21 protein-coding genes are annotated in these 19,069 nt (G+C 68.9%); 14 read left to right on the top strand and 7 right to left on the bottom strand.

The genetic code is table 11. From position 1 onward, the window contains the following. The first annotated feature begins 8 nt into the window (after positions 1-8). The 6 genes from kce (at position 9) to DBV35_RS07310 (ending at position 4,837) form a co-directional block, all read left to right on the top strand. Complete coding sequence (gene kce, locus DBV35_RS07335; protein ID WP_108659524.1) at positions 9-944, top strand: 3,5-dioxohexanoate:acetyl-CoA acetone transferase; 936 nt, start codon at positions 9-11, stop codon at positions 942-944. 177 nt (positions 945-1,121) lie between these two features. Next, positions 1,122-1,961 (top strand): transporter substrate-binding domain-containing protein, encoded by an 840-nt coding sequence (locus tag DBV35_RS07330; protein WP_108659523.1) that lies wholly within the window; start codon positions 1,122-1,124, stop codon positions 1,959-1,961. Positions 1,962-2,038: 77 nt separating this feature from the next. Then, positions 2,039-2,707 carry an amino acid ABC transporter permease gene (locus DBV35_RS07325; protein WP_108659522.1) on the top strand — a complete coding sequence of 223 codons (669 nt, stop codon included), beginning with the start codon at positions 2,039-2,041 and terminating at the stop codon, positions 2,705-2,707. A 5-nt stretch (positions 2,708-2,712) separates the two neighbouring features. Beyond that, positions 2,713-3,366, top strand: a complete 654-nt coding sequence (locus DBV35_RS07320; RefSeq protein ID WP_108659521.1) for an amino acid ABC transporter permease — start codon at positions 2,713-2,715, stop codon at positions 3,364-3,366. A 68-nt stretch (positions 3,367-3,434) separates the two neighbouring features. Next, the gene (locus tag DBV35_RS07315) at positions 3,435-4,148 is read left to right on the top strand and encodes an amino acid ABC transporter ATP-binding protein (RefSeq protein ID WP_108660604.1); all 714 of its coding nucleotides are present in this window, start codon (positions 3,435-3,437) and stop codon (positions 4,146-4,148) included. A gap of 89 nt (positions 4,149-4,237) precedes the next feature. Then, the gene (locus DBV35_RS07310) at positions 4,238-4,837 is read left to right on the top strand and encodes an HAD-IA family hydrolase (RefSeq protein ID WP_108659520.1); all 600 of its coding nucleotides are present in this window, start codon (positions 4,238-4,240) and stop codon (positions 4,835-4,837) included. A gap of 10 nt (positions 4,838-4,847) precedes the next feature. Here the strand turns inward: DBV35_RS07310 and DBV35_RS07305 are convergent, their stop codons facing one another. Continuing rightward, complete coding sequence (locus DBV35_RS07305) at positions 4,848-5,312, bottom strand: DUF1801 domain-containing protein (RefSeq protein ID WP_245943865.1); 465 nt, start codon at positions 5,310-5,312, stop codon at positions 4,848-4,850. Between the two features lie 82 nt (positions 5,313-5,394). Beyond that, positions 5,395-6,996, bottom strand: coding sequence for a DUF1254 domain-containing protein (locus DBV35_RS07300; protein ID WP_108660602.1), 1,602 nt, complete (start codon positions 6,994-6,996; stop codon positions 5,395-5,397). 290 nt (positions 6,997-7,286) lie between these two features. Here DBV35_RS07300 and DBV35_RS07295 point away from each other — a divergent pair, with 290 nt between their 5' ends. Then, a complete protein-coding gene (locus DBV35_RS07295) occupies positions 7,287-7,691 on the top strand; it encodes a DUF1622 domain-containing protein (protein WP_108659519.1) in 405 nt (134 codons plus the stop codon). A gap of 67 nt (positions 7,692-7,758) precedes the next feature. On the opposite strand, the gene DBV35_RS31000 is transcribed toward DBV35_RS07295, so the two are convergent. Beyond that, the gene (locus tag DBV35_RS31000) at positions 7,759-8,139 is read right to left on the bottom strand and encodes a DUF1330 domain-containing protein (RefSeq protein ID WP_245943864.1); all 381 of its coding nucleotides are present in this window, start codon (positions 8,137-8,139) and stop codon (positions 7,759-7,761) included. Beyond that, a complete protein-coding gene (locus DBV35_RS30995; protein WP_157961620.1) occupies positions 8,136-8,531 on the bottom strand; it encodes a hypothetical protein in 396 nt (131 codons plus the stop codon). The genes DBV35_RS31000 and DBV35_RS30995 overlap by 4 nt, the downstream gene beginning before the upstream one ends. Before the next feature lie 122 nt (positions 8,532-8,653). Here DBV35_RS30995 and DBV35_RS07285 point away from each other — a divergent pair, with 122 nt between their 5' ends. From DBV35_RS07285 to DBV35_RS07275, 3 genes are all read left to right on the top strand, one after another. Continuing rightward, positions 8,654-9,478, top strand: coding sequence for a helix-turn-helix domain-containing protein (locus DBV35_RS07285; protein ID WP_108659517.1), 825 nt, complete (start codon positions 8,654-8,656; stop codon positions 9,476-9,478). Between the two features lie 29 nt (positions 9,479-9,507). Next, positions 9,508-10,494 carry a hypothetical protein gene (locus tag DBV35_RS07280; RefSeq protein ID WP_108659516.1) on the top strand — a complete coding sequence of 329 codons (987 nt, stop codon included), beginning with the start codon at positions 9,508-9,510 and terminating at the stop codon, positions 10,492-10,494. 87 nt (positions 10,495-10,581) lie between these two features. Beyond that, complete coding sequence (locus DBV35_RS07275) at positions 10,582-10,971, top strand: TOBE domain-containing protein (protein WP_108659515.1); 390 nt, start codon at positions 10,582-10,584, stop codon at positions 10,969-10,971. A 51-nt stretch (positions 10,972-11,022) separates the two neighbouring features. Here the strand turns inward: DBV35_RS07275 and DBV35_RS07270 are convergent, their stop codons facing one another. After that, positions 11,023-12,093 (bottom strand): hypothetical protein, encoded by a 1,071-nt coding sequence (locus DBV35_RS07270; RefSeq protein ID WP_108659514.1) that lies wholly within the window; start codon positions 12,091-12,093, stop codon positions 11,023-11,025. Positions 12,094-12,208: 115 nt separating this feature from the next. On the opposite strand from DBV35_RS07270, the gene DBV35_RS07265 reads away from it, so the two are divergent. Further along, the gene (locus tag DBV35_RS07265) at positions 12,209-13,342 is read left to right on the top strand and encodes a DUF3095 domain-containing protein (protein WP_108659513.1); all 1,134 of its coding nucleotides are present in this window, start codon (positions 12,209-12,211) and stop codon (positions 13,340-13,342) included. 15 nt (positions 13,343-13,357) lie between these two features. Here the strand turns inward: DBV35_RS07265 and DBV35_RS07260 are convergent, their stop codons facing one another. Then, on the bottom strand, positions 13,358-14,203 hold the full coding sequence (locus DBV35_RS07260; protein WP_108659512.1) for a FadR/GntR family transcriptional regulator: 846 nt from the start codon (positions 14,201-14,203) through the stop codon (positions 13,358-13,360). Between the two features lie 323 nt (positions 14,204-14,526). Between DBV35_RS07260 and DBV35_RS07255 the strand changes: the two genes are divergently transcribed. Together DBV35_RS07255 and DBV35_RS07250 are read left to right on the top strand one after the other, a co-directional pair. Continuing rightward, complete coding sequence (locus tag DBV35_RS07255; protein ID WP_108659511.1) at positions 14,527-15,150, top strand: sulfotransferase family protein; 624 nt, start codon at positions 14,527-14,529, stop codon at positions 15,148-15,150. A gap of 55 nt (positions 15,151-15,205) precedes the next feature. After that, a complete protein-coding gene (locus DBV35_RS07250; protein ID WP_108659510.1) occupies positions 15,206-16,984 on the top strand; it encodes an adenylate/guanylate cyclase domain-containing protein in 1,779 nt (592 codons plus the stop codon). A gap of 24 nt (positions 16,985-17,008) precedes the next feature. Here DBV35_RS07250 and DBV35_RS07245 read toward each other — a convergent pair whose 3' ends face one another. Continuing rightward, a complete protein-coding gene (locus DBV35_RS07245; RefSeq protein ID WP_108659509.1) occupies positions 17,009-18,004 on the bottom strand; it encodes a LysR family transcriptional regulator in 996 nt (331 codons plus the stop codon). A gap of 301 nt (positions 18,005-18,305) precedes the next feature. Here DBV35_RS07245 and DBV35_RS07240 point away from each other — a divergent pair, with 301 nt between their 5' ends. Continuing rightward, positions 18,306-19,067, top strand: a complete 762-nt coding sequence (locus tag DBV35_RS07240) for an amino acid ABC transporter ATP-binding protein (RefSeq protein WP_157961619.1) — start codon at positions 18,306-18,308, stop codon at positions 19,065-19,067. Positions 19,068-19,069: the final 2 nt, after the last annotated feature.

Genomic DNA, 19,069 nt, shown 5'->3' with positions numbered 1-19,069 from the left:
AGGAAATTTTGGCTACTCAGAACAAGGTGATCATCACCTGCGCGGTGACGGGCGCGATCCACACGCCGTCCATGTCGCCGCATTTGCCGGTCACGCCGGAAGAGATCGTCGACGCCGCCGTGGGTGCGGCCGAGGCCGGCGCGTCGATCATCCATCTCCACGCGCGCAACCCGGAGACGGGCGAGCCCGACCAGACGCCGGAGGCGTTCGGGCGCTTCCTCCCGCAGATCAAGCAGGCGACGAGCGCCGTCATCAACCTGACGACCGGCGGCGGTCCGGGCATGACGAAGGAGGAGCGCGCGAAGCCGGCCGCGGTCTTCAAGCCCGAGGTCGCCTCGCTCAACATGGGCTCGATGAACTTCGCGCTGCACCGGATGCTGGAGCGCTACAAGGACTTCAAGCACGATTGGGAGCGTCCGGCGCTGGAGCGCTCGAAGGATTCGGTCTTCCGCAACTCCTTCGCCGATATCGAATACGTGCTCACCATGTGCGGCGGCAACGACACGCGCTTCGAGTTCGAGTGCTACGACATCGCGCACCTTTATAATCTGAAGTATTTCCTCGACGCCGGCCTCGTGAAACCGCCGCTCTTCATCCAGTCCGTATTCGGTATTCTCGGCGGCATCGGCACGCATCCCGAAGACGTCATGATGATGAAGCGCACCGCCGACCGCCTCTTCGGCGACCAGTATCGCTGGTCCGTCCTCGGCGCGGGCTCCAACCAGATGCGCATCGCGACGATGGCGCTGACGCTCGGCGGCAACGTGCGCGTCGGCATGGAAGACAGCCTGTGGGCCGGTCCCGGCCGCCTCGCGAAAACGAACGCCGAGCAGGTCGGCATCATCCGCAACGTCATCGAGTCGCTCGGCATGAGCGTCGCCTCCCCCGACGAGGCGCGCGAGCTGCTGTCGCTGAAGGGCGCCGACCGGACCGAAATCCACTAAAGCCCGCGCCGGCCCCGCGCCGGCGCATGACGGCACGTTCCGACGACACGGCACGCGCGACGACCCGCTCGTCGCGCGCGCCACGAAGCTTCGAGCGCGCCCCGCGCGCACGATCGAGCTCAATCGCGAAGTGGCCCCACAGAACGAAGACCACTCGCGCCACATGGGGAGAAAACGATGTTCAAGCTTGGAAAGGCGACGCGCCGGGCGGTCCTCGGCGTCGTCACCGCCGCGGTCGCTTCGGCGACCTTCGCACCGGCCGCCATCTCGGGCGCGCTGGAGGAGATCAAGGAGCGCGGCACGATCCGCGTCGGCGTCCTCGGCGGTGAGCCGCCCTGGGGCTTCACCAACGCCAAGGGCGAGCCGGTCGGCGTCGACATCGACGTCGCGGAGCTGCTCGCGGCCGATCTCGGCGTGAAGCCGGAATATGAGCGCGTCATCGTGACGAGCCGCATTCCGACGCTGATGACGAACAAGGTCGACCTTCTCATCGCCTCGATGGGCATGTTCCCGGACCGGGCGAAGGTCGTGCAGTTCACCCGCCCCTACGTCGCGAACGTGAACCTCGTCGTCGCCGGCAAGGACAAGAACATCTCCGACTATGCCGATCTCGCCGGGATGCGCGTCGCGGTGAACCGCGGCAACGTGATCGACATCGCGGTGACGGAGAACGCGCCGTCCGACACGACGGTCCTGCGCTTCGACGACGACGCCTCGGCCGTCCAGGCCGTCCTCTCCGGCCAGGCGGACGCCGTCGGCCTCGCCATCTTCCCGCTCAAGATGCTCGACCAGTCGAACCCCGGCCACAATCTCGAGAAGAAGATCGTCGTCAACAACCAGTGGACCGGCATCGCCACGCGCAAGGGCGACAAGGAGTTCAACGAGTATCTCAACGACTTCCTCAATCGGATCGAGGAAAGCGGCCAGTTGAACGAGATCAGCCAGCGCTGGCTCGGCACCGATCATCCGGAATTCCCGACCTCTCTGCCGGAAATTCCGTTCACCACGGAACAGTGATCGGCACGAGCGACCGGTGCGGGCTGCCGCGGATCCAATCCGCGGCCGCCCGCCTTGACTGAGGGGCCCGCGCGATCGTGGCTTACGAATTCGACTTCAGCGTCGTCTGGGACAATTACGGGCTGCTCCTCGACGGCGCGCTGATGACGCTGCGCCTCTCGGCGCTGTCGATGATCGCCGCGACCATCATCGCCCTCCTGACCCTGCAGGCGCGCTCCTCGCGCGTGGCGCTGCTGCGCTGGATCGCGATCGGCTACATCGAGATCATCCGCAACACGCCCTTTCTGCTGCAGCTCTATTTCTTCTTCTTCGGCCTGCCGAGCCTCGGCGTGCGCATGAGCCCCAACACGGCGGCCCTCGTCGCCCTCGCCCTGAATGGCGGGGCGTACGCCGCGGAGATCATGCGCGGCGGCGTCGCCTCGATCGCCAAGGGGCAGTGGGAGGCCGGCTTCGCGCTCGGCCTGCGCCCCCTCCAGATCTTCCGCTACGTGATCCTCACCCCCGCGATGCGCGCGATCTACCCGGCGCTGACGAGCCAGTTCATCCTGCTCCTCCTCACCTCGAGCATCGCCTCGGCGATCTCCGCGAGCGAGCTGACGGCGGTCGCGCAGCGCCTCGACTCGGTGACCTTCCGCAGCTTCGAGATCTACTTCGCCGCGACGGCGCTCTACCTGATCATGTCGAGCGTCTTCACGAGGATCTTCAACGTCCTCGACCGCATCCTCTTCTCTTACCCGACGCGGTGACGCCCATGGTCAGGACATTCGGGCTCGACGACTTCATCCTCCTCCTGATCGGCCTCCAGTGGACGCTCGCGATCGCCGCGGTCGCGTTCGTGGGGGGCATCATCGGGGGCCTCGTCGTGGCGCTCTGCCGCGTCTCGCCGAAGCGCCTCGTGCGGCTGCCGGCGCAATATCTGATCGAGGTGTTCCAGGGCACACCGCTCCTGATGCAGCTCTTCCTCGTCTATTTCGGGATCGGCATTCTCGGCATCAATGTGAGCCCGTGGACGGCGATCTGCGTCGCCTACACCTGCCACGCGAGCGCCTTCCTCGGCGAGATCTGGCGCGGGTGCATCCAGGCCGTGCCGCGCGGCCAGTCCGAGGCGGCCTTCGCGCTCAGCCTCTCCTACGCCTCGCGCATGCGCTATGTGGTGCTGCCGCAGGCGCTCAGGATCTCGCTGCCGGCGACGATCGGCTTCCTCGTCCAGCTCATCAAGGGCACCTCCCTCGCCTCGATCGTCGGCTTCACCGAGCTGATGCGCAGCGGGCAATACATCAACAACGCCACCTACCAGCCGATGATCGTCTACGGCGTCGTCGGCCTCATGTACTTCGCCGTGTGCTGGCCGCTCTCCTTCTGGAGCATGCGCCTCGAGCACCGGCTCGCCGCGTCGACGCGATAGGAGCCCCCGTGAACGCCACCACGTCCCAGGAACGGCGCCGGATCGAAGCGGGCGAGACGCTCGTCTCGATGAACGGCGTGTCCAAATATTACGGCTCGTTCCGCGCGCTGAAGGACATCAACCTCGACGTCCATCTCGGCGAGCGGATCGTGATCTGCGGCCCGTCGGGCTCCGGCAAATCGACCCTCATCCGCTGCATCAACATGATCGAGCCGATCGAGAATGGCGACGTCGTCGTCGAGGGCGTGACGCTCGGCGCGGACCGCAAGGCGACCGAGCTCGTGCGGCGCGACATCGGCATGGTGTTCCAGCAGTTCAATCTCTTCCCGCACATGACGGTGCTGGAGAATTGCGTGCTTGCGCCGATGAAGGTGCGCGGGGTGCGGCGCGCCGAGGCCGAAACCATCGCGATGACCTATCTGGAGCGCGTGCGCATCGCCGACCAGGCGAAGAAATATCCGGCGCAGCTCTCCGGCGGCCAGCAGCAGCGCGTCGCGATCGCGCGTGCGCTCTGCATGTCGCCGAAGCTGATGCTGTTCGACGAGCCGACCTCCGCCCTCGACCCCGAAATGGTGAAAGAGGTGCTCGACACGATGATCTGGCTCGCCGAGGAGGGGATGACGATGATCTGCGTGACCCACGAGATGGGCTTCGCGCAGGCCGTCGCCCACCGCGTGATCTTCATGGCCGACGGCGAGATCGTGGAGCGTGCGGAGCCCGAGGCCTTCTTCACCAACCCGCAGCATGCGCGCACGAAGGCTTTTCTCGCGCAGATCCTGTAGCCCGATGCGAGGCGGGCGGTTGCCCCCGCGCCGCCGACCCGCCATCACTCGCGCGCGGCCGGGGCGGCCGCCTCACCGCGCGAGGGGACATGACACGCTGCCTGATGCTCGATGTCGACGGGGTGCTCGTGAACGGACGGCCGCAGGACGGCCGCTCCTGGGCGCACGACATCGAGCGCGATCTCGGCATCGCGCCCGCCGCCCTCCAGGCCCAGTTCTTCGCCCCGCACTGGCGCGCGATCGTGACGGGCCGCAAGGCGCTCCTCGACACGCTGGAGACGTGCCTGCCGGCGATCGCCCCGAACCTCGCCCCTTCCGACTTCCTCGCCTACTGGTTCGCCAATGACAGCGCGCTCGACACCGCCCTCCTCGCCGAGTGCGACGCGATGCGGGCAGAGGGGCTGCGCATCCTCCTCGCGACCAACCAGGAGCACATGCGCGCGGCGCACCTGATGGAGACGCTCGCCCTCGCGGACCATGTCGACGGGATCGTCTATTCGGCCGCCATCGGTGCGTGCAAACCCGACCCCGCCTTCTTCGCGGCGGCCGAGCGCGCGGCGGGCACGGGGGGCGCGAACCTCACCCTCGTCGACGATACGGCGGCGAATGTCGAGGCGGCGCGCGCGGCCGGCTGGTCCGCCGTGCATTGGCGCACGGGCGACAGCCTTGCGGCGCGCCTCGCCGCGTGAGGCGCTTGGCTCAGAGCTTCTCGCCGGGGAGCGCGCTTGCCTGCCTCACCCAGTCGCGGATCTGCGCCTCGTCGAACGGGTCGTCCTCGCGGATGTCGAGATAGCGCACCTCCGGCGTCTTGGAGGTGCCGGGCGGCACGGGGGTGAGCGAGGTGCCGCGGAAGAAGGTGACCTTCACGTATTTCGTGAAGCAATGGTAGCTGAGGAACCACCCCTCGCCCGGCACGCCGTAAAAGGGCGAGTTCCACTTCACCGCCTTCGCGACATCCGGGACGACCGCCACGACCAGCGCGTCGAGCTTGCGGCCGATCTCCTGCTTCCATCCCGGCATCGCCGCGATATAGGCCTGGACCGGACCGTCACCCTCCCCTTTCGGGATCTGCGGATTGCCGCCGGACAACAGGACAGGCGCGCTCCCCTTCTTGGCGGGCGGCGTCTTGCTGGCGGCGTCCGTCGTGCGCGTCTTCTTGGTCACCGAGGCCCCTCGCGGTCCGGTTGCGCTCTGCGCAAAGCATTGCACAACGGCAATCGCGAGGGAAAGCCCCTGCGGTATGCGCCTACTCGACGCGGCTAACCTCGCTGATCCGCCAGCTCTTGTCGAAGAAGGGCTCCAGCGGGCTGTAGAGGCGCAGGATCACGAACCACCCCTTGCCGGGCGTCGTCTGGATCCAGTTCCCGTCCGCAACGCCCTCAGGCTTCTCCGGCCCGAAATAGACCGTCGTGGCCCCGTCCGCGTCCGCCTCCGCCGCCGGCGTCGGGTAGGACTGGCTGCCCGCCCGCGGGAAGCGCTGGGGCGTGTCGAGCATCGAGCGGGTCATGTTGTCGTAGACCGTGAGCGACCAGAAATTCGCCTGCGGAATCCCCTTCGGCAGCGTCACCTTGTAGGTCGCCGCCCCGTCGAAGACCTTCTTGTCCGCGTCGCGCATCGCGAGGAGATATTGCGAGCCGATGCCGGTGAGGCGCATCGCCATCGCCGGGGTGATGCCGGTGACGCCGTAGAAGAAGCTCGTGCGCGCATCCATCGTGCGATAGCCGGTCGGCGGGAAAGGCTTCGCCCCCTCGCGCGTGATCTCCGGGATCGGCGTCTCGAACTGGTAGCCCGTCTCGAAGAGGAAATTGTACCAGGACGAGTCCGGGTAGAAGAACCAGGCCGGATCGCGCGGGTTGAGGAAGACGTTGCGCGAGGCGGCATTCGCGACGGCAAGCGCGTCGGTCATGATCCTTTTCATCCGCGCGTCCGGCGCGAACGGCTTGCCCTTCACGATGCCGAGCGCCGCGATCGGGCCCATCAGCTCCGCGTCGAGCGAGGTCGCTGGCTCGGCCTGGACGATCTCGTTCAGCATCTCGAAATAGGACCAGTCGTTCGGCGGCACCGTGTTCATCACCTTGCCGCTGCCCTCGTGGAAGACGGTCGGGCCCGGCTCCTCGATCGGCCCGAGCATCGCCTTGCCGGCAAGGAAGGCGGCGATCGGGGTGCCGACGCCGCCGGGCTTGAACGGATAGATCCGCGTCGCGCCGCGGATCGTCTCCACGACCGGCTTCGGATCGCTGCCCTTGTCGAGGAAGGAGCGGCCGAACCAGACGATGCCCGTCGTCTTCGCATGGGCGATGAAATAGCCGCCCTCCGGCAGCGTCCCCTCATAGCCCGGCGGGACGATCAGATATTTGCCGCCGAGCCCCCGGTCCGGCCCCGGCAGGCCGAGATCGATGACCCAGCCGAACCACGCATCCTGCACCGCGCCGAGGAATTTGGGCGGCGTCTCCAGCACCACCGGCCCGTCGCTGAGATCGAGCCATCCCATGACGTAGATCGTGTCGGCATTTGCGGTGAGGAACAGCGATTTCGCGTCCATCAGCTCGGAGAAGACGAGCACCTCGTTCTTCTTGACGCCGATATCCAGGAGCCCCTTGCGCAGCGCGCGGATGCTGACCCCGCGCATCGTGTCGGTGAAGGCGCGGTAGGCGTAGGTGAAATCGAGCTGGTCGAAGAGGGCTGCCGCGCTCGCCTCCGTCGGCACCCCCTCGTGGAACTCGAACGTGCCCTGCGAGGTCTCGACCCTGTCGGGCGTCACGAGCGATCGCGGGACCGCCCCGTCGGCCCATGCGGCCGGCGCCGCGAGGGCCGCCAACAGCGCGGCGACAAGCATTCGTTTCGGCATGACGTCCACTCCACCTTCTGTCGTTCTTGTTCTGAGGCTCACGACGTCCCGCCCTGCGGCGCCCCGCGCCACGGGCGGACTTGTCACAAAACACTACCTGCCTTTGTGATTGTTATGAATGTGAATCTCCGTGAGATCTTTTTGGGAAGAGGCTTTGGCAATGACTATGAAGATGGCGGGCGAACAGTAGCGATGAGCTATCCGGATACGAAGATGCGTTTCGCTCAGCTTTGCGGACCTGCCTCGGCGGGTAGCCCTCCCCGACCGGGTGAAGCGCGCGGGAGGGGCGGTTGCTGAAAGAGATATTCCATACGATCTCGGCCGGGATCGAGCTTCTCGGCGTGATCGCGATCATCGTCGGGGTCGTGTCGGGGGTGTGGATCGTCGCGGGCCGGAAGCGCGAGCCCGGGGGCTGGGAGGCGGTCTACCAGCGCTACCGGATGAGCCTCGGGCGCGGCATCCTCTTCGGCCTCGAATTGCTGGTCGCGGCCGACATCATCGGCACGGTCCTCATCGAGCCGACGGTCTCGAACCTTGCCGTCCTCGCCCTCATCGTCCTCATCCGCACCTTCCTCAGCTTCGCCCTCCAGATCGAATTGGAGGGCCGCCTGCCGTGGCGCGGGAGTGGGACGCCCGCCCTTCGGCGCCGGCAAAGCGGCGCGGACGAGGCGGACGCGGATCGCCCGATGGGCTGATGGGCTGATGGGCTGATGGCGCGCGTCAGCAAACGCCAGCTCCTTGTCATCAGGCCCGGAGCGGCCCTCACTCACCACCCCGCAAAATATCCGTCGCCCTGTGACCCGCCTCCGTGCCCTCGACGATCGCCACGAGCCCCTCGCTGCTCCCTGTGCGCAGCGGCAGGAGCGCCTGGTAGGCCTCGCTCGCGTACCAGGCGGCGGCGTCGCGGGCGGAGGGGAAGGCGATCACGATGAGATCGGCCTCCCACCACCCCTCCAGCGGCGTCACCGGGCCGCCGTGGATGAGGAAGCGGCCGCCATGGGGAGCGAGCGTCGCGTCGATGCCGCGGAGATAGGCGGCGATGTCCGGCCCCATCCGCACGTTCCGGAGCCAGCCGACGGCGTAGGCCGGCGGCCCGTCCGCCGGCGCGGCCGACGGCGCCGGCACCCCCTGCCCGGCCGTCACGATGCCGCCCCGATCCGCGCGGCAGGCGCCATGAGCCTCGCCTCGGCCGTCGCAAGCAGCGCCACCGCCCCCGCCTGGAGAAGCACGAACGCCACGCCGAGGCCCGTCAGCGGGACGAGGGCGAGAAGGGCGAGGCTTGCCGCGACCCAGAGCGCGTTGCCCGCGACCACCAGCCCCGTGCTGGCGCGGGACGGCGGGCGGCCGCGCCCCACCGCCGCCATGAAGAGAGCCGACGGGACGAGGGCGAGGCCCGCGCCGAGGACGAGGCCGGGGGGCAGGCCCGTTGCCGCGGAGAGAGGCGTGCGGGCGGCGAGGCAGAGGAGCGCCATCGCCGCGCAGGTCGCGGCGTCGAGGTAGAGGATGCGGCGCAAAATGGTGCGATCGTCTTGCATGAGGTTCTCCCGATGGCCGGCCCCACGCGGGCCGGGTCGAGGGACCGTGCCCTCGGCCGCGCGGCATCGCGATTACCTCCGAGGTCGTAGACGGGCCGCGGCGGGCGCCCTACGAAGGGGGCATGAGCGAGGCTCCCCAATCCGTCGGCGTGTTGTTGAAGGGCTGGCGCCAGCGGCGGCGGGTGAGCCAGCTCGTGCTCGCGGCCGATGCGGAGGTCTCGCAGCGGCATCTCAGCTTCGTGGAGACCGGGCGGGCGACGCCGAGCCGCGCGATGCTGCTCCGCCTCGCCGAGCGGCTCGACGTGCCGCTGCGCGCGCAGAACGCCCTCCTCCTCGCCGCCGGCTACGCCCCGACCTTCCGTGACGAGGCGCTCGAGGGGGCCGCGCTGGACCTCACGGCCCAGGTGCAGGCGATCCTCGACGGTCACGCCCCGAACCCCGCCATCGCCGTCGACCGGCACTGGACGCTGACCGCGCACAATGCCGTCGCGGCTCGCCTCTTCGCGAGCGCGGATCCCTCCCTCCTCACCCCGCCGGTCAACGTCCTGCGCCTCTCCCTCGCCCCCGGCGGGATCGGCACGCACATCGCCAATTATCGCGAGTGGCGCGCCCATCTCGTCCATCGCGTGGCGCGGGAGGTGGAGCGGGCCGCCGATCCGGTGCTCGCCACGCTCCTTGCCGAGTTGCGGACCTACCCCGTCCCGCCCGGCGCGCGCCCCTATCGCGCCAACGCGGAGGAGGAGAAGCGCGCCCTCACCGTCCCCCTCGAGCTTGCGACGGCGCACGGCACGCTGCGCCTCATCAGCACGACCACCGTGTTCGGCACAGCCACCGACGTGACGCTGTCCGAGCTCGCGCTCGAATGCTTCTATCCGATGGACCGCGAGAGCGGCGCGATCCTGCGCACCCTCGCCGAGGCGAGCGCGGGGCCGCCAGCCGCCGGCTGAGGCGCGGCCCGCAGACGCGCGGAGGGCACATGCGCACGATCGACGATCGCCTTGTCGACGCCATCCGGCCGCTCGCGCGCGCCCACCGGCCGCCGGCCCCCGACGATCCACGCTTCGCAGCCTATGTCGCCGTAACGGCAGGGCTCGATCCCGGCCGGGCCGAGGCCCTGATCCGCTGGGCGATCGCCGAGGCCCTCCGCCGGCCCCGGCGGTTCTGGGGTATCATGCTGCCGACGCGGTCGTCGCCTCTCGTGCCGTGGCTCGATCTCGTGAACGGGGACGGCTATCGCCGGGAACGGGCACTCGAGACGATCGAGTGGTCGGCGCCCAGCATGGTGCTCGCGGCGATGCTGATCCGCCGCCTCAATGACTGGGTGCCGCAGGTGCAGGTGGCGGCGCAGGCGGCGGTGCCGCGGGTGGCGGCGGCCAGCCCGCCCGAGACCATCGTCGCCGCCCTCATGGCGCTGCTGCCGCACCGCGCCGCCTGGGGGCGGATCACGCAGGAGAGCCAGGGCGCGCTCGACCGAGCGATCGGCATCCCGAGTGTCACGGGAGTGCTGACCGAGAGGCTCCTCGCGGCGACGACCGGGCCCGCCGCGCTGATCCTGACGCAGGCCGCCCGTCGCCCGTCCCTCGATGCGGCGCTCCCCCGCCTCGCCCGAGACGCCCGGCAGCCGCAGCTCCGGGCGGAGGCGACCCGCATCCTCCTCGCGGGAGAAGTGCGATGGCGCGTCGGGCATGGGTGGGAATGGATCGACAAGGTCTACAACGAGCGCCGACGGGTCCCGCGCTTCGCGACGCGCCCCCTTGCGAACCCGCCGGATCGCCTCGCCCTTCTGGGGGAAGCCGCGGCCGACCGGGCGGTGGCGGTGCGGCGCGTCGCGGCCGACACCCTCATCACCCATCGCCACGCCTTGGGCGATGCCGGGACCGCGCTCGCCACGCGCCTTGCGGCCGATCCGAGCCGGCCGGTCGCCGAACGCGGGCGCTTCGTCCTCGATCGGCGCGGCGGCTGAGGCCGTCAGGGGTCGAGGGACAGGATCGCGTTCGCGGTCAGCTCGTCGGTGATGAGGACATTGCAATTGCCGCGCCCGACGTAGGAGGTGGAGGCTCGCCGTCGGCCCTGGCGCGAGGTTGTCGCGAAGGGGCAGTTCCTCGCCGCGCATGTCGAGGCGGGGCGGGCAGCGCTCGCGGCCGGCCCCCGCCTCCCCGTCCCCGCCCTCTTGCGGGTGGCGGACGGAACGGCGATCGAGATCGGCATCCGGCCGGACGACCTCTCCGTCGCCTCCGGCCCGTCCGACGACACGCTCCCCGGCCGCGTCGACGTTGTCCAGGAGCTCGGCACGAGCCGCCTCGTCCATGTGGAGACGGCGGCGGGGCTCCTCCGCCTCGTCCAGCCCGCCTCCGACGCCCGGCCCGATGGCGCGGTCCATGTCCGCCTCGACGCCGCGCGGGCGATGGCCTTCGGCGAGACCGGGGCGCGCCTCACCTGAGGCCCGGCGGCGGGCACCTGCCCGGATTGCCCGAGCGGTCGTGCCGCGGGTCTATTTCGCGTTGATCCGCTCGATCGTCGCGACGATGGCGTCGACCTCGGCGTCCGAGAAGGTGGCGTATTCCTTGAGGCGCATCCGCTCGCCGCTCTGCCGGTCGTCGAACTGCCGGATGTCCTCGCCGAGGAGGTCGGAGATCCAGCCGACCTCCGTCTCGACCCGTTCGGCCGCCGCCTCCTCCACCTCCAGCGGCACCTGGAATTTCGGGCCGGGGATCGCGAGGATCCGGGACAGGAATTTCTGCGGATAGCGGGTGAAGGGTTTTTCGCTCGCGAACGCCTCCTCGAAGAACGCGCCGCTGAAGCCGCGCCCCAATTCGTCCGCGATCCGCCCCGGCAGCTTGGCGAAGGAGCGCCGCGCCTGCCCCTCGTTCAGGAGGACGAGGAGCTTCGCGCTGGTGAGGCTCATCGATTCGTTCACGCGCGGCGCGCGGGCGGAGGCGAGCGCGCTCCGGTCCCCGTCCATCATCGTCAGGAGGGTCTGGAGGATGCAGCCTTCGACGAGCTTCGAGCGATGGAAGATCTTGAGGCGGACATTGTCGCCGAAGACCGCGAGGTGCTGGCCGAAGCGGCGGCTATAGACGGGGACGCGCGGCGTCTGGACGTGGCTCTCGAAGCCCACCCCGTCCTTCAGGCTCTGCTGGACCATGCTGCGGTTCCAGGCGTGTGGCGGGCGCGCGAAGCCGAGCACCACGAAGCGGTCGAACATCGGCAGACTGTCGCGCAGCGCGACGAGCTCCTTCGCGAGCATCTCGCTGAGATTCTCCGCCGAGAGCAGCCCGTCGAGCCCCTCGTCCACCGCCCCCTGCATCTCGGCGATGAAAGCGGCGCGCGATTCCTCCCGCTCCGCCAGCATGTGCGACGCGCCGAGCCGCGCGAGGCGCTGCGCCACGTTGGGCCGCGCGTAGGAATATTGGGAATCGAGAAACCTGCCGTGGTTCACCCCGGCGACGGACGAGTACATCAGCCCCGCCGTCTTCGCCCGCGCCCGCTGGCGGTGGAAGAAATTCTGGATCGCGGTCGATCCGGTCTTCGGCATCCCGATATGGAGGTAGATGGTAGACAATGGCGGGCCTCAAAGCGTGTGACGCATTGTGGCATAGCGAGGTTGGTCATCCTAGGAGCCATCGCCGCCGCTCCGACCCTATATCTTCGAACGGGTGAGGTCGCGGGAGGGGCGCATGGGTGGCCGGCTTGAGGCGTTCGACACGTTCCGCAACTTCGCCGACGTGACCCATTCCGACATCTACCGCCCGCTGCCGGACGGCTGGGTCCTCGGCGTCACCGACGTCGTCCGCTCCACGGACGAGATCGCGCGGGGGCGTCAGAAGGCCGTCAACATCGCCGGCGCGGCGGCGATCTCGGGCCTCATGAACCGCCTCGCGACGCGCGACTTCCCCTTCACCTTCGGCGGCGACGGATGCGCCTTCGCCGTCCCCGCCGAAGACGCCGCGGCGCTCGGCGAGACGCTGTCGGCGACGGCGGCCTGGGTCCGCGACGCGCTCGGCATGACGCTGCGCGCCGCGCTCACCCCCGTCGAAACCGTGCGCGCGGCCGGCCACGATGTGCGCATCGCGATCTTCCGCCCGACGCCGCATGTCGGCTACGCGGTCTTCGCGGGGGGCGGGCTCGCCTGGGTCGAGGCGCGGATGAAGGCCGGCGACTTCGCCGTCCCCGCCGGACCGCCGGGCGCGCGCCCCGACCTTGAGGGCCTCTCCTGCCGATGGCGGCCGATCGGGGCGGAGAACGGGCGGATGCTGTCCCTCGTCGTGCAGCCGGGCGGCGCGGGCGAGCCGGCCTTCATCGCCGCCCTCGACACGCTCTTCGCCCTCATCGATGCTGCACCCGACGCGCACCCGGTCCCCACCGACGGCCCGTCCCTCGCGATGCTTTCCCCGTCCGCGCTGCGGCTCGAAGCGCGGGCGGCGGGCGGCGGGCCGCTCCGCGTGGTGCGCACCGCCGCCCATGCGCTGATGGGCTGGTTCCTGTTCGCGACGGGGATGCGGGTCGGCTCTTTCGATCCGGCCGCCTATCGCGCGCTCCTGCGGCTCAACGCCGACTATCGCAAGTACGGCGACGCCCTCCAGCTCACCCTCGACGCGGACGCGACGCTGGAGACGGCGCTGCGCGATCACCTGAAGGCGGCGGAGGCGGACGAGGCCCTCCATTACGGCCTCTTCAGCCAGGACGCCGCGCTGATGACCTGCATCGTCCCGGCCTATACCGACAGCCGCCACTTCCATTTCATCGACGGATCGGGCGGCGGCTACACCGCGGCGATGAACGATCTGCGCGCCAAGCACGGCCGCCACTGAGGGGGCCCGCCCCCTTCAGCTTGCGGACGGCAGGTAGGTCGCGTTCGTCTTGTTGATGGCGCGGTTCATCGCGCGTTCGGCCTCGTGGGGCTCGCGGTTCGCGATCGCGTCCACCACCGCGCGCAGGTGCCGGACCATCTCCGCGCCGATGAGCGCCGCCGCCTCCTGGACCGGGATGCCCCGATAGATCGCATAGAGCGCGTGGAGGAGGATCGGGACCATGCCGTGGATCACCCGGTTGCCGCTCGCCTTCAGGATCCCGGCGTGGAAATAGATCCCGGCCGTGAGGTCGCGGTGCTCGCCCGCGACGAGCCCCTCGACCCCCTCCAGCGCACGATAGAGGCACGCGATCTCATCCATGCTCGCCCGTTCGGCGGCGCGGGCCGCGGCGAACGGCTCGATCATGCGGCGCACCTCGGCGAGATCCTCCACGATCTCGGCGATGTGGCCGGTCTGGCTGTGCCAGCGCAGCACCTTGGCATCGAGGAGGTTCCACGCCGCGGCATCCATGACGACGACGCCCTTGCGCTGGACCGCCCGCACGAGCCCGTGCATCGCGAGAAGCTGCATCGCCTCGCGCCAGATCGGCCGGCTGACATCCCCGATGGCGTGCGGGAGCATGTCCGGCGTCAGGAGCGCACCCGCGCCGAGCGCCCGGCTGACGATCAGCCGGCCGCACTCGTCCTCCACCCGTTCGACGAGATAGCGCGGGCGGGTGGATTCGAAGATGGTTCGCGCCTCGGTGTCGCCGAGAAGCTGGATCGCCTGCTCATAATATTCGTCGGGCGGGGCCGAGGGTAGGCGGCCGCCCTTCGGCAGGACGATGCTGGTCTGTTTCGCGCGGACCGCCGCCCCACCCATCCGCCTTCCCCCTCTCGGCCACGGCCTCCACCGACCGGCGGAACGTGAGAGGCGAATTTTGAAGGCAACTTTTTCCGCCTATCAAGATTTTTTATTACTATTACCAAAAAGAATTCTCCACGCGGGATCCGTCCATACAGAACCTCGCCAATGCGGAGATCTTCACTCTACGAACGCGAGCAAAGCATTTCGGCAGAATTTGAGCGGGATGAGCTTTTCTTGCAGCAAAAAATCCCACGAAAAACGTGAGATCCGTTTCGTGATTCCGCTTGCAGAATCCGAAGTTCGGTCGCACGTTTCCAAAAAATTCCAGGGAGGCGGGCGTGTCGCTGGCAGTCATCGGCGCTGGGTTGGGCCGAACCGGAACGTACTCGCTGCGTCTTGCTCTCGAAGCGCTCGGCTTCGGCCCCTGCTTCCACATGGAAGAGGTCGCCAAGCACATGCCGGTGCAGCTTCCGCTCTGGAACAAGGCGCTCGACGGCGATCCGGACTGGGACGCCATCTATGCGGGCTACAACAGCGCGGTCGACTGGCCGACGGCCCGCTTCTATCGCGAGCTGAACGCCGCCTATCCCGACGCGAAGTTCATCCTCGGCGTGCGCGATCCGCGAGCCTGGGCCGAAAGCTTCCACGCCACCATCCACAAGCTCACTTTCCGCACGGACGATCCGCCCGAGATCTTCCGCGAATGGATCGCGATGGTGCGCCGGATGATCCTCCAGAACGGGATCCCGGCCGACGGCGGCGTCGACGAGATGGAGGCCGCCTTCATCGCGCACAACGAGGCGGTTAAGGCCGCGATTCCCGCCGATCGCCTCCTCGTCACGAACGTGAAGGACGGGTGGGGGCCGATCTGCTCCTTCCTCGGCGTCGACCCGCCGGAAGAGCCCTTCCCCCGCACGAACAACCGCAACGAATTCTGGGACCTCATCGACAGCTTGCGCTAGATTTCCGCGATGGCGCCGGGCAAGTGCCACACCAAAGGGCACTGCGGGGAACCACGTGGCTGAAAAACGGAAGCTTGCGGCAATTCTCGTCGCCGACGTCGTCGGCTTCAGCCGCCTCGCGAGCCTCGACGAGGACGACACGCTCGCCCGCTTCCGCACCGTCCAGACCGACGTGATCATCCCGTCCGTCCGCCAGCATTCGGGACGGATCGTGAAGTGGATGGGCGATGGTGCGCTCGTGGAATTCGGCAGCGTCGTGGAGGCGGTCCGCTGCGCGGTCGAGATCCAGGATTCGGTGAAGGAGCGGAACGCGGACGTCGACGATGCGCGGCGGATGGTGTTCCGCATCGGCGTCCATCTCGGCGACGTCATCGAGGAGGAGGACGGCGACATCATGGGCGACGGGGTGAACGTCGCCGCGCGGCTGGAAGCGCTCGCCGCGCCCGGCGCGATCTGCCTCTCGGACGACGCCTACCGCTTCGTGCGCTCGCGCCTGGAGGTCGCCGTCACCGATCTCGGCGAGGCGCAGCTGAAGAACATCGCCGAGCCGATGAAGGTCTATTCGATCGAGGTCGGCGCACCGTCCCGCCCGCGCGAGGTCAACCCCACCACGGCAAAGCCGGACGAGGCGGCCCGGCCGGACAAGCCCTCGATCGCCGTCCTCCCCTTCACCAACATGTCGGGCGACGCCGAGCAGGAATATTTCGTCGACGGCATGGTGGAGGACATCATCACCGCCCTCTCGCGCTTCGACGAGCTCTTCGTCGTCGCCCGCAACTCGACCTTCATCTACAAGGGCCGCGCCGTCGACGTGCGGCGGGTCGGGCGCGAGCTCGGGGTGCGCTACGTTCTGGAAGGCAGCGTGCGCAAGGCGGGCGAGCGGGTGCGCATCACCGGCCAGCTCATCGACGCGGAGACCGGCGCGCACCTGTGGGCCGACAAGTATGACGGCCGGCTCGACGACGTGTTCGCCCTGCAGGACGAGATCACCGCCTCCGTCGTCGGCATCCTGGAGCCGACGGTGCGCAAGGCCGAGATCGAGCGTGCGCGGCGCAAGCCCGCCGGCCATATCGGCGCGTACGACCTCTACCTCCAGGCTCTGCCGCACCTCTATACGATCCAGCCCGACGAGAACACGATCGCCCTCGACCTTCTGGAGCAGTCGATCGCCCTCGACCCCAATTACGGACCGGCGCTCGCCCACGCGGCCTGGGGCCTCGTCCAGCGCGTCACGCGCGCGTGGCCGCCCCGCGGCGCCGACGATGTCGCGCAGAGCGTCGCCTGGGCCCGCCGCGCCCTCGCCGCCGGGGGCGACGACGCGAAGACCGTGGTGCTCGGCGGCTTCGCCCTCGTGATGCTGCGCCAGGATTATGTGGTCGGCATGGAGGCGCTCCACCGGGCGACGGAGATCAATCCGGGGTCCGGCTTCGTGACCTTCATCGCCGGCTGCGGGCTGATGTTCGGCGACGAGACCGAGGCGGGCACTACCCTCATCGAGCGCGGCATCGCGCTTTGCCCGAAGGACCCGAACCTCTTCGTGTTCCTGGCGACGGCGGCCTGCGGCCACCTCTTCGCAGGGGAACCGGAGGCGGCGCTGGCGCTGGCCCAGCGCTCGCTGGCGCTGAACGACCGGACCGACACGATCGCCTGGGTGCTGATCGCGATCTACGACACGCTCGGCCGGTTCGACGATGCGAAGGCGATGGCGCGCACGCTCCTCTCGGTCGCCCCCGGCGTCACCGCCTCCCACTATGAGCGGGTCCTCCCGATGCGGAACCCGCGCTCGCGCGCGATGGTGATCGATGCGCTGCGACGCGCGGGCGTCCCGGACTGAGCCCGCCGGAGCGCCGCCCGCCCGTCAGGCGGGCTGGCGCGCCTCGGTCGGCTGTAGGCGGATCATGGAGCGCGCCTCGCTGACATCGAGCTGAAGCCAGGGGGCCGCGCGGATCATGTGCGGCACGTAGGAGCGGCGCAGGATGCGGCCCGCGATCTGGCCGATCTGGCGCGCGACGGGCGCGTATTGCTCGTCGGTCGCCACCACCGAGAGCGTGCGGCGGAATTGCGGGCCCGGCACCGGGACGAGCTGGACGCGGCCGAGCACCGGGATGAGGTCGAAGACGGACAGCGGCGTCATCACCGCCCAGCCGAGGTCGGCCGCGACCATGCCAAGGATCGTGCGGGCCGATTCGAACTCGTATTGGCGGCGGAGGTCCAGCCGCAGCCGGCGGAAATGGCGGTCGATGTCCGCCCCCATCGACGAGCGCGCGCTCCAGCGGATGAAGGGGCGCGTCGCGACGAGGGCGGCGAGATCGAGCGCGCCCGCGTCGAACGCCTCGGGAAGGACGAGGAAATAGGGCTCGGTAAAGATCGGGATGTGCACGCCCTCGGGCAGATCCTCGATCGGGTCGTTCGTGATGATGAGGTCGATGCTTCGCTCGATCAGCCCATAGCGCAGGGTGCGCGCGAGGCCGGAGGTGATCGAGAGATAGTAGACCGAGGGCGAGAGCTGCTTGACCATCTCCGGCACGAACGGATCCGAGAGCGAATCCACGAGCCCGACCCGGAGGCGCAGCGCCTGCCCCTCCCCGAACTGGCGGATCGTGAGCGCGATCTGCGCCGCATCGCCGAGGATCTGCGTCGCGGTGCGCTGGAGCCACTCCCCCGCCGCCGAGAGGACCAGCGGACGGCGCGAGCGATCGAGGAGCTGGACGCCGAGCTTCTCCTCCAGATTGCGTACGGCCTGAGAGACGGCGGGCTGGGTCATGCCGAGGCGCTGGGCGGCCTGCGTCATGGAGCGAAGGTCGGCGACGGCGGCGAACACCTCCAGCGCTCTTAGATCGTAGCCCCCGCTCATCGCGGCCTATCCTTGCAATCCATCATAAGCACAGCGAATGAAGCACAAAATAACCGCCTATTGTAGGGGCGGCTAATATCGCGGCACTTGCCGCCTCCCGGTCAGGCGGTCATAGAGAATAACCTCGTTTTATCAGAGAGATAATGCACAGACTTGCGCCATCCGCGGTGGCGTGAGGGTTGGCGAACGCCGGCCAGGGCGCGACTGCATCCCTGCACGCTGGATTGCCCCTAAGATCACGAGCATCAATGATTGCCCTACCCCAGGCGGCGAAAGGCGAGCGATGACTGCAGAGCCACCCATGATCAGCGTGCGTCACCTCTCGAAGTCGTTCGGGACGCTCCCCGTCCTGACGGACATCTCGGTCGACATCGACCGGGGCACGGTGACGACGCTCCTGGGGGCGAGCGGATCGGGCAAGAGCACGCTCCTGCGCTGCCTCAATTATCTCGAGGAGCCGACGGCGGGCGAAGTCTATATCGACGGCGAGCCGATCGGCGCGACCGTCGGCCCGAACGGGCGCCGCATTGCGGCGAGCGCGGCGAGCATCGCCGCGATGCGCGCCAAGCTCGGCATGGTCTTCCAGCAATTCAATCTGTGGCCCCACAAGACGGTGCTCGGTAACGTCATCGAGGCGCCGATCCGCGTGCGCAACATGTCCCGCAAGGATGCGACGGAGATCGCGCGCGGCTTCCTCGCCAAGGTCGGGCTCTCGGAGAAGGAGAACGCCTACCCCGCGCAGCTCTCCGGCGGCCAGCAGCAGCGCGTCGCGATCGCCCGCGCGCTCGCCATGCAGCCGAAGGTGATGCTCTTCGACGAGCCGACCTCCGCCCTCGACCCGGAGCTGACGCTGGAGGTCCTCGACGTGATGCGCCGCCTCGCCGCCGAGGGCACGACGATGATCGTCGTCACCCACGAGATGCAGTTCGCCCGCGATGTCGCCGACCGCGTCCTCTTCCTCCACCAGGGACGGATCGAGGAGGACGCCCCGCCGCAGGCGGTCTTCGGCGGACAGGCGAAGAGCGAGACCTGCCGGCGCTTCGTCGCGCACATGTCGAGCTGACC

Source organism: Acuticoccus kandeliae, from assembly GCF_003073115.1.
The sequence above is the reverse complement of the archived record's forward strand: the minus strand, read 5'-3'. Positions and strand labels throughout refer to the sequence as shown.

Coding starts and splice junctions, on each gene's coding strand:
- DBV35_RS07330 (WP_108659523.1), top strand. CDS start 1,122: ATGTTCAAGCTTGGAAAGGCGACGCGCCGGGCGGTCCTCGGCGTCGTC.
- DBV35_RS07320 (WP_108659521.1), top strand. CDS start 2,713: ATGGTCAGGACATTCGGGCTCGACGACTTCATCCTCCTCCTGATCGGC.
- DBV35_RS07315 (WP_108660604.1), top strand. CDS start 3,435: ATGAACGGCGTGTCCAAATATTACGGCTCGTTCCGCGCGCTGAAGGAC.
- DBV35_RS07310 (WP_108659520.1), top strand. CDS start 4,238: ATGACACGCTGCCTGATGCTCGATGTCGACGGGGTGCTCGTGAACGGA.
- DBV35_RS07300 (WP_108660602.1), bottom strand. CDS start 6,996: ATGCCGAAACGAATGCTTGTCGCCGCGCTGTTGGCGGCCCTCGCGGCG.
- DBV35_RS30995 (WP_157961620.1), bottom strand. CDS start 8,531: ATGCAAGACGATCGCACCATTTTGCGCCGCATCCTCTACCTCGACGCC.
- DBV35_RS07285 (WP_108659517.1), top strand. CDS start 8,654: ATGAGCGAGGCTCCCCAATCCGTCGGCGTGTTGTTGAAGGGCTGGCGC.
- DBV35_RS07280 (WP_108659516.1), top strand. CDS start 9,508: ATGCGCACGATCGACGATCGCCTTGTCGACGCCATCCGGCCGCTCGCG.
- DBV35_RS07265 (WP_108659513.1), top strand. CDS start 12,209: ATGGGTGGCCGGCTTGAGGCGTTCGACACGTTCCGCAACTTCGCCGAC.
- DBV35_RS07260 (WP_108659512.1), bottom strand. CDS start 14,203: ATGGGTGGGGCGGCGGTCCGCGCGAAACAGACCAGCATCGTCCTGCCG.
- DBV35_RS07245 (WP_108659509.1), bottom strand. CDS start 18,004: ATGAGCGGGGGCTACGATCTAAGAGCGCTGGAGGTGTTCGCCGCCGTC.
- DBV35_RS07240 (WP_157961619.1), top strand. CDS start 18,306: ATGATCAGCGTGCGTCACCTCTCGAAGTCGTTCGGGACGCTCCCCGTC.